This is a genomic window from Ruegeria sp. YTSC106 (assembly GCF_059609765.1).
The window spans coordinates 1-7,966 of record NZ_JBXWMI010000038.1; the positions used below are offsets into that span (position 1 = coordinate 1).

The window sequence follows — 7,966 nt, forward strand, 5'->3', positions numbered from 1 at the left end:
TTTCATAGCTACTTCTCCTGTTTGCAGATATAGGCAAAGCCTAAACTGCTGGGTGAAGCAGCCGGTACATCCCATTACTAACGGTTGCCGCGACACGCACGAAAGGCGGCTTACAAGCGCGGTATGCGATTCGATTAAGAACTCTGATCAATAAGTCAAAGAGACAACATGATCGATCAAGAGCAATGAAAAAGAGTTCTCGCTACTTATGATAAGCAGATTAACCAGCGAGGGTTGCCGGGTGTACTTGTGAAACCCATGCGCGCGGATTGGTGTGGTCACAAAATGGCGGTTTGTGACAAAAAAATCGCCGTATTGATCATCAAGGAGCTTCAGGAGAGATTTGCAGCGTCACATCTGCACGAACCAAAGATCCTGATACAGGGGTGTGGTGCAAAGATGTATCCCGGTGAAGCCATAGAACGGACCTCTAGTCTGACTGATCAGTCATAGATTTCTACCGACAGCGCATCCATCGCATATGAGGTTTCGATGTTGGCCTGGCCGTCCACGTAATTGAGTGACTGGGACCTGCTCAGTGCCTGCATTTCCCCGCTTATCCAGACTGGCTTATACAACTCGTCGATTTCGAAGCCTTGTTCGTATCGCACATAGACCATCTGATTGGCTGGAGGTGGTGGTGTGTGAATGCAGGCTCCAACTGTCGGAACCAAAAGGAATTCGACCGCCTTCTGGTCAACAATATCCAGGGGAAGGAGATAGCCGGGAAGGCGCACGTTCTCCCCCAAAAGGTCAAGGTTCGGTTCGCGCGCGGCAATCAACCGTTGGTTCATCACAATTTCGCGTTGTTCAAACAACCAATCCGGATCAAGGCCTTGAGATACGAGGTCTTCGCGGATCTGAACCGCTTCGGCGCGCTTCTCGTCATCCGCAGTGTCCGCATGCAGAACCTCAATCCGATAAAGCATGGCCAACGCATTGACCTGAGAATATTCTAGGGTGGCAAAAGGATCGTGGTAGGGCCGCTCTTCAGGAAGGAGATCCTGCCAACTTATGTTGCGCGGATCCGCTGCAAGAAGAGGCCCCGCAATCGCAAGGGCGAATAAGATTTTCAGAAAATGCGCAATGGCCTTCATTTCAGCGGATCCTCTTATTCAAAGCCGCACCGACAGTCCGTCTGATAGCGTCATACGGTACACCCTTAACGCAGGTATAATACTGGCAAGAAGACCAGAGCAGAAAACGAGGGCTATGAGAAGAACCTCGCGAAAACTCGGCAGGTCAACACCGATGCGGAGCCCAAAATTTGCGGCAAGAATCGGATCTATCACGAGCGTGAGAGCGCTGAGCGCGATTACTCCAAGCACGATGCCGGCCGACAACAATGAAACGGCTTCAAGCAAGATCAGGGAAAAGACGCCGGCTGGTGTTGCGCCCACGGATCGAAGGATCGCAAATTCACGCCGCCGGTTGTCGAGCGAAGCAGACAACATGACCACCATGCCGATCATTCCAGCCACTGCTACAGCGCCTGCCATCAGACGCAGCGCAGTCTCGGCCGTACTGGTAATCGACCAAAGCTGCAATAGCGCAACATTAGGAAGAACAGCAGTCAGTGCCTCGTTGCGATGGTCTGCCAGTTGCCGTTGAACTGAAAGCACCGCTGTCTTCTCCTCAAGCCCGGCAAAAATCGCGTTGATGGCCCCCGGTTCATGATCATGGCCACCGTGATCGTGCCCGCCAGAAGTCCTGACAGCTTCCGCCTCGTCTTCATGGTCGCTTTCGTGGGCATGACTGTCGTCATGTTCCTGATGCCCTTCTTCGTGCTCGTCAGGCTCGTCTAACTCCACATGGCTATGGTCTTCGTGTTCTTCGCCGTGATCCGCATGCCTGTTCGCAAATTCGCTGGCTGCGTGGTCTTCATTATGGGAATGCTCGGTGTCATGGTCTTCGTTTTCTTCAACGACTTCAGGTGCATCGACCAAAACAAACGGGTCCGCACCCTCTGATGTAGGTTCTTCGTGCAAGGCGTCAAAACCCTCGAGTGAGACAAAAACCATTCTGTCGACGGCCGTCCCGGTATGCCCCAGCACTCCGGTCACTGTGAATGGCGCTTCGTCGTGCACATCAAAGGCGACTTCCCCTGAGCCATGGGCATTCACGATTTCAGTGCCTGACGTGTACCCGAAAGCCTGAGCAACTTTTGCTCCAATTACTGCGCCATCTGGAGATTTAAATGGAACACCTTCAGCAAATATCAGTTGCTGGCCGCCACTATGACGAAAGTGGTCAAAATATTGCTCGGACGTTCCGATCACGGGATATCCACGATGGTTGTCACCCATCATGATCGGCACTGTCCAGCTTATCTGGGGCAGATCTTCGATCATCTCGTAGCTTTCCCAGGTGATACCGGCGCCTGTTGTACCGACACCAAAAACCGTTGCCATCAGGATCTGCACATCGTTTCCGCGTGCCGCAATGATCAGGTCGATACCTGATGCAGAATTGGAAAAACCCGCTCGTGCCTCTGTTCGCAGTCGCTCAACCCCAACAATCAAAGCCACGCTCAAGGCAATGCTAAGAACAGTCAACGTAGCGATAAAGCGGCGATTGAGAAGGCTTTTCAAACAAAGGTTGAACATCACGTTTTCCCCGCGTTCAGCTTTGGCAGGTCGACGCTCCGATCGAAGTGTTTTTCCAGGCTGCGATCATGGCTCACAAATAGCAAACTCGCCCCTGATGCATTGCATTCTTTCAGCAACAGCTGGACAAACGTGTCTTTCGCTTCCTCATCCAAAGCCGAGGTAGGTTCATCCGCCAACACAACTTCGGGCGCCCCTATCAAAGCCCGCGCCGCCGCAACTCGTTGTTGCTGCCCAACACTCAGGGCGCTGGCAGGTCGATTGATCAGCTCAGCATCCTCAAGACCCAGCTCACTTAGCAACCGTGTTGCGGTAGCCTTGGGGGCTGGCCCCGATCGATTGCGACGGTGCGCTGAAAATCGGCAAGGCAGCAACGTGTTTTCAAGCGCACTGAGCCAAGGCAAAAGATTAAAGACTTGGAAAACAATCCCCAAATGATCCACGCGAAAACGGTCACGATCACCTCCGGCCAAAGCCCCGACATCCGTGCCTGCAACGTGAACCGCGCTTTGCGGTACATCGATCACGCCGGCAATTGCCGAAAGCAACGTGGTCTTTCCGCTGCCACTGGGGCCTCTCATAAACACGCTTTCCCCGGCCTCAAGATCGAAGTTATCGATTGAGAGCACCGGATCGTGTTGACCGGGCCACCGAAATACCAAGGATTTGAGTTCGACAGTTTTCATTGATGACACCGATGCTTTGGTCAGGTTATTCAAAGATAATTGAGCTTTTTGGTGATCCAGAAAAGGATCTCTGCCAAAACACCAATGGCTCCGGCTTTGTCTGTCTTGACCAAAGCTGTTCCTGACGTTCCAAATTGCAATGAATTACTGTCTGCATCTGCAGGTAGTTCAACCAAAACGATGTAGCTGGATATCCCAGCTAGTTCCCGCAATGAGGGAAGACCTGATCTTAGATCAACAGTACCTTCGACAGTTCCGACCGGAAAATCTGAAATACGGCCGGTAATTTCTCCACCGGGTTCCGTTCTAATTGCAAGCCGGATTTCGTCACCGACCGAAACATTGGCTCGACTGGATTGGGGAAGAGTAGCAATTATTGCATAGTCTCCTGGTTCGACAAAAGTAATTGCCCCTTGTAGCGGAGTGGCGCGGTTACCTGGTCGGAGTGAAACAGCCGTAACAACGCCGTTTCCCGGAGCTTTCACAACTGTTTGCTCTAAATCCCAAATAGCTTGCGCAAGCGTCTGTTCAGCCTCCACAACACCTGCGTCACGCCCGTCGATCTTCGCGGCGATACGCCGCTCAAGGCTTGTCTTCCGGGCTTCGGCTGCGCGGATATTCGCGGTCAACTGGTCGATGGTTGAGACAGCCTCTTGCAGTTGGAACGTGGTTGATGCCCCGCGTTCTTCCAAACGGATGATGTCATCACGACGCTGAATTCCGAAAGTCAGCTGAGCAGTCAAGGATTCAATCTCGGCCTCGGCAGCTGATAAATCTGATGCCAGTTGATCGGCAGATGACTTTGCAGTTTCCAAGACGGCTTCGAGCCGAGAGACCTCGGCTTTATACACCTCATTATCTATTCGAAACAGAGGCTCGCCTTTTGCGACTTCCTGGTTTGGCTCGACAATGACTTCTGTAACCGTGCCGGCCACATTCGGAGCAATATTCGTTGAAACACCCTGAATGGATACCGGGCCAGTCGGAGTTGTGTGGTTCAGCGCACCGATGACCACCAGAGCGATAACAGCAGCTACACCGTAAACCAGAGTTTTCCAGAACCCATTCCAGGGGAGAAGGTGAAACTTGGAAAAGACCAACCAGACTATTCCAAAGTAGAGGCCGAGTACTATTAACAAGACTTCATTCCTTCGTGATGTTTCCGGAAAGTTTGAACGACCACCCGAGCTTACGAGTGATCGCCCTGTTTGTCATGATGACTTAATTGTCGTTTTGCTCTTCCAACACTTTGCGGTTGGCTTCACGATGGCGCCACGCCGCGCCCATACTTTCCTTCAGATTTTCGGGAAGCGCATCCAGAGGAACAACAAGATCGTCATCAACTGGCCACTCGGTCAGCAATTCAGGATGATATCCTTCGGGATAGTACAGCTTAGGATCGATCTCCATATCGCGCACGTAGGGTTCTTGAATGTCTTCACGCTGATGCGGCGGCTTGGGCACGATCAACTGACCATTGCTAAAGTCAAACTGCGGCGCTCTTGAGTTCGGAAACTCGGGCAATATGCCTTCGCGAACCCATATCTGATCTTTGGTGACGTTCACAACGATCCCGTCAGGCGCTCCAAAGTGATAGGGGCCTTTCCAGTGCTCTCGGATTTCCGCCACGGTTTCCTCGATCTGATATGGGTCATAGCTCATGTGAGTGTTCATCAGAAGCCTGGGTTGTACCAGATTGGCAATGTAGCCGGCAGCGTAGCTGGGCGTATGATGGGTATCGACGGTATAACGTCCGAGGAAGGGCGGCACGCCTTGAACTCCAGAGGAGATTTCGATGATTTCCTGCTGCTGTTCCGTGACGAAGACATCACAGCCTTTGGCAAAAGGAATGTCGATCATGTTGGGTCGACCGTCACCTGTCCAGATAAAGCACATGCCATTCCAGTCCATCCGGTATCCCGACGCACCGTCTTTGGCATGGCTTCTTTGCCAATGTGTGACTTTGACCCCGTCTTCGTCATAGATCACGCCACCATTGTCACGGAAATCAAATTCGTTGACTTCGATGTCCCAACCTTTGCCAACGGGAAAGACACTGAACGCGTCCCGGTGCCATCCGGTCATCATTTTCATGCCTTCTACCATCGTTGCAGTGCCGTACTCTTTGGTGCGGCCGGATGGGCCATGGACCGTCAACTGCTCGTGCCATCCACCTGCCCAAGTTCCGAACATCCACAGGTACGGCAACCCACCAAAGTGGTCTACGTGCAGGTGCGTGATAAAAACATCAGTGATTTCATTCAGTGCATATCCGCTGGCAATGATGTTTGCAGGTGAGCCTTCACCAATGTCGAACATGAAAATCTTACCGTTGCCCAGCTCAACAAGAATCGCCGTGTTCATTTGCCCAGGGCGAATGAACGGGGCAGATCCCATGAAGATAATTCTCATCTCATTGGGCTGTACATCTTCTGTACGTGGGAACCAGTTTGCCGCGCTTTTCAACCACGGTTGAGGAGAGATGCCCTCAAAGGTCAGACCTTCTTTCCAACGCCCCATGGGGACGCCGCCGGTCAGTGCAGCCTCAATATCTTCTTGGGATGAGGGCTCCTTTACTGGAGGAGCCTGACCGAGCGCACTAGTGGCGAACAATGTCGCTGCGGCGGCGAGTGCGCCGAGTGAATTAATCGATTTCTTGCATCTGTCTTGCAGCATATTTTCAGTCCTTTGTTCTAGCGTTTGTGAATATGGGAACCACTTCTGAAATTGATTTCGGGACGATTTCTGATTGGATGACCCAAGAAAGATGTTCGGCGATTTCTTCAGCCAGGCCGTCAAGGCTTTCCGTGACGGGATCGATCAGACATGCTGGAGTTGTTTTATTGACCTTCTCCGGTCTCTCCAACTCGGCCGAGAGCAGCTCGAAATCCTGACAAAGCGTCTCAAATCCAAGATTAGTCTTTCGCATGTGGCGGATGCGGTTGATTTGGTCAGGGAAAGTGAGTTCTAGTAAACTGACGTCTGTCATCGTCCGGCCACTTGGTTCCTCTCTGAGCACGAGCTTGAGGGCACAAGGCGTATCGCGGTAGGGTAACACCGTGAAATTAGGGTGACATCCAGTTGGTCAGGCGGCAGTATTGTTTTGAAAATACAGCAAAACTTGATTTGCGAGATGGCTGAGCAAGATCTGACACTTGATCCGGAACGGCATCCAACCCGCGTAAGGGAAGCCTTGGAACGCGTGTTGACCAGTGACACGTTCGCCAAGGCGGAACGCCTGCGGAACTTCTTGAACTACGTAGTTGAAGAGGCCATTGAAGGCAGGTCCGAGGCTATTCTTGGCAAAACGATCGCTCAGGATGTCTACTTCAAGAGTTTTGCCAGTGATGACGGCCACATCAATGTTGTCCGTGTGGATGCAGGGCGGTTACGGCGGAAGCTTCAACAGTACTATGAAACGGCAGGTGCTGGAGACAATCTGCGCATTCACATTGATAGCGGCGGCTACGCGCCTTGGTTCGAGGACCGCTCTGGTACAATTCAGAGCAATGTCGATCATACGCCATTCAGGCCAGGATTACCCTGGCTGATTGGCATCCCTGCTGTCACCATAGCGATCATTGCTCATGCTTACTTCTTGGGCGGGCGCATGGAACAGGTTGTTGATCTCAACCCAAAGACATCCGCGCGCTCACTTGAGCGACAGGCTCTATCCGCTAAATCACCCGCTGCAGTACAGGCGTCAAACTACTGCGATCAAGCTCGGGGCCTGCTCTTTCCAATCGCAACTATCGACAACCAGATCCTGGCCAGCGACATATTTAGAATAGCAATAAATGAGGCTCCCGATTTTTACTGTGGATATGCCGGATTGGCCCACAGTCTGGGAACCCAGGCTCTACTAACGCGAGACGAGGAAGAGCGTGACGCGCTGATACTGAATTCAGGACAAATGGCTCAGAAAGCTGTGGACATTGCGCCCTCAAACGGCTGGAGCCAATCGGCAATGGCATGGGTATCTTACGTTTCCCGCGACTATGACAGAGCATTGGAGTATTCAGCACTCGCGCAGTCGCTTCGACCCAATGACGGAAACGTTCTGGACTTTCGCGGCGTGATACTACTGGTTATGGGTCGCTTTGAAGAAGCGTATGACGTCAGCGACCCAAGCCACCGCAGAGAGATAGGAAGTCATCGGTTTGCCCACAGGAACATTCACGCGGTTGCCAGTTTTCACATCGGTGATTTTAGGGAAGCAATCGCGTCTTTGAAATTTGCCAGTGACAATGGTGACCCCGTCAGTGCACTGTCTTTGGTATTTTTGGCGGCTTCCTATCAAAGGTTGGGCAAATCCAAAGAGGCACATGCAACCTTGAATCAATTGAAACAGTCGTGGCCAGAGTTCAGGCCAGATCTTGTTCTAGCAGCATTTTATTCCAGTCCAAATCTATCGGACGAAGTGATTTCAGCCCTAACAGATGCGGGATGGCGGTTTTAAGATATTCCTTTTCGAGCCATGGTTGGAGACAGGCACATGTGCGTAAAGTGTGTTTTACCGCCAACACAGGAGAACATATCCTGGTAGTGTTAAGGTACGCCGAAAGCGGTCATCGGAATTTGTTGTAGCTAACGGCAGCTAATGGGATGTACCGGCTGCTTCACCCAGCAGTTTAGGCTTTGCCTATATCTGCAAACAGGAGAAGTAGCTATGAA

6 protein-coding genes are annotated in these 7,966 nt (G+C 51.9%); 1 reads left to right on the top strand and 5 read right to left on the bottom strand.

The features are described from left to right. Positions 1–443: 443 nt before the first annotated feature. The 5 genes from AC2FEB_RS23125 to gntH all read right to left on the bottom strand — a co-directional run bounded on the left by AC2FEB_RS23125 (position 444) and on the right by gntH (position 6,091). Positions 444–1,097, bottom strand: coding sequence for a DUF3299 domain-containing protein (locus tag AC2FEB_RS23125; RefSeq protein ID WP_496677654.1), 654 nt, complete (start codon positions 1,095–1,097; stop codon positions 444–446). A gap of 18 nt (positions 1,098–1,115) precedes the next feature. After that, positions 1,116–2,606, bottom strand: a complete 1,491-nt coding sequence (locus AC2FEB_RS23130; RefSeq protein ID WP_496884414.1) for an ABC transporter permease — start codon at positions 2,604–2,606, stop codon at positions 1,116–1,118. Further along, positions 2,606–3,292: an ABC transporter ATP-binding protein gene (locus AC2FEB_RS23135; protein ID WP_496677651.1), complete on the bottom strand. Its 687-nt coding sequence runs from the start codon at positions 3,290–3,292 to the stop codon at positions 2,606–2,608. Before AC2FEB_RS23135 ends, AC2FEB_RS23130 begins: the two co-directional genes overlap by 1 nt. A 29-nt stretch (positions 3,293–3,321) precedes the next feature. Next, complete coding sequence (locus AC2FEB_RS23140) at positions 3,322–4,431, bottom strand: HlyD family secretion protein (protein WP_496677650.1); 1,110 nt, start codon at positions 4,429–4,431, stop codon at positions 3,322–3,324. Between the two features lie 82 nt (positions 4,432–4,513). Beyond that, a complete protein-coding gene (gntH, locus tag AC2FEB_RS23145; protein WP_496884415.1) occupies positions 4,514–6,091 on the bottom strand; it encodes a guanitoxin biosynthesis MBL fold metallo-hydrolase GntH in 1,578 nt (525 codons plus the stop codon). A 271-nt stretch (positions 6,092–6,362) separates the two neighbouring features. Here gntH and AC2FEB_RS23150 point away from each other — a divergent pair, with 271 nt between their 5' ends. Further along, positions 6,363–7,751 (top strand): tetratricopeptide repeat protein, encoded by a 1,389-nt coding sequence (locus AC2FEB_RS23150; protein WP_496677647.1) that lies wholly within the window; start codon positions 6,363–6,365, stop codon positions 7,749–7,751. Positions 7,752–7,966: the final 215 nt, after the last annotated feature.

Excerpts from the sequence above, each read along its gene's own strand:
- AC2FEB_RS23130 (WP_496884414.1), bottom strand. The coding sequence starts at position 2,606 with ATGTTCAACCTTTGTTTGAAAAGCCTTCTCAATCGCCGCTTTATCGCT.
- AC2FEB_RS23125 (WP_496677654.1), bottom strand. The coding sequence starts at position 1,097 with ATGAAGGCCATTGCGCATTTTCTGAAAATCTTATTCGCCCTTGCGATT.
- AC2FEB_RS23135 (WP_496677651.1), bottom strand. The coding sequence starts at position 3,292 with ATGAAAACTGTCGAACTCAAATCCTTGGTATTTCGGTGGCCCGGTCAA.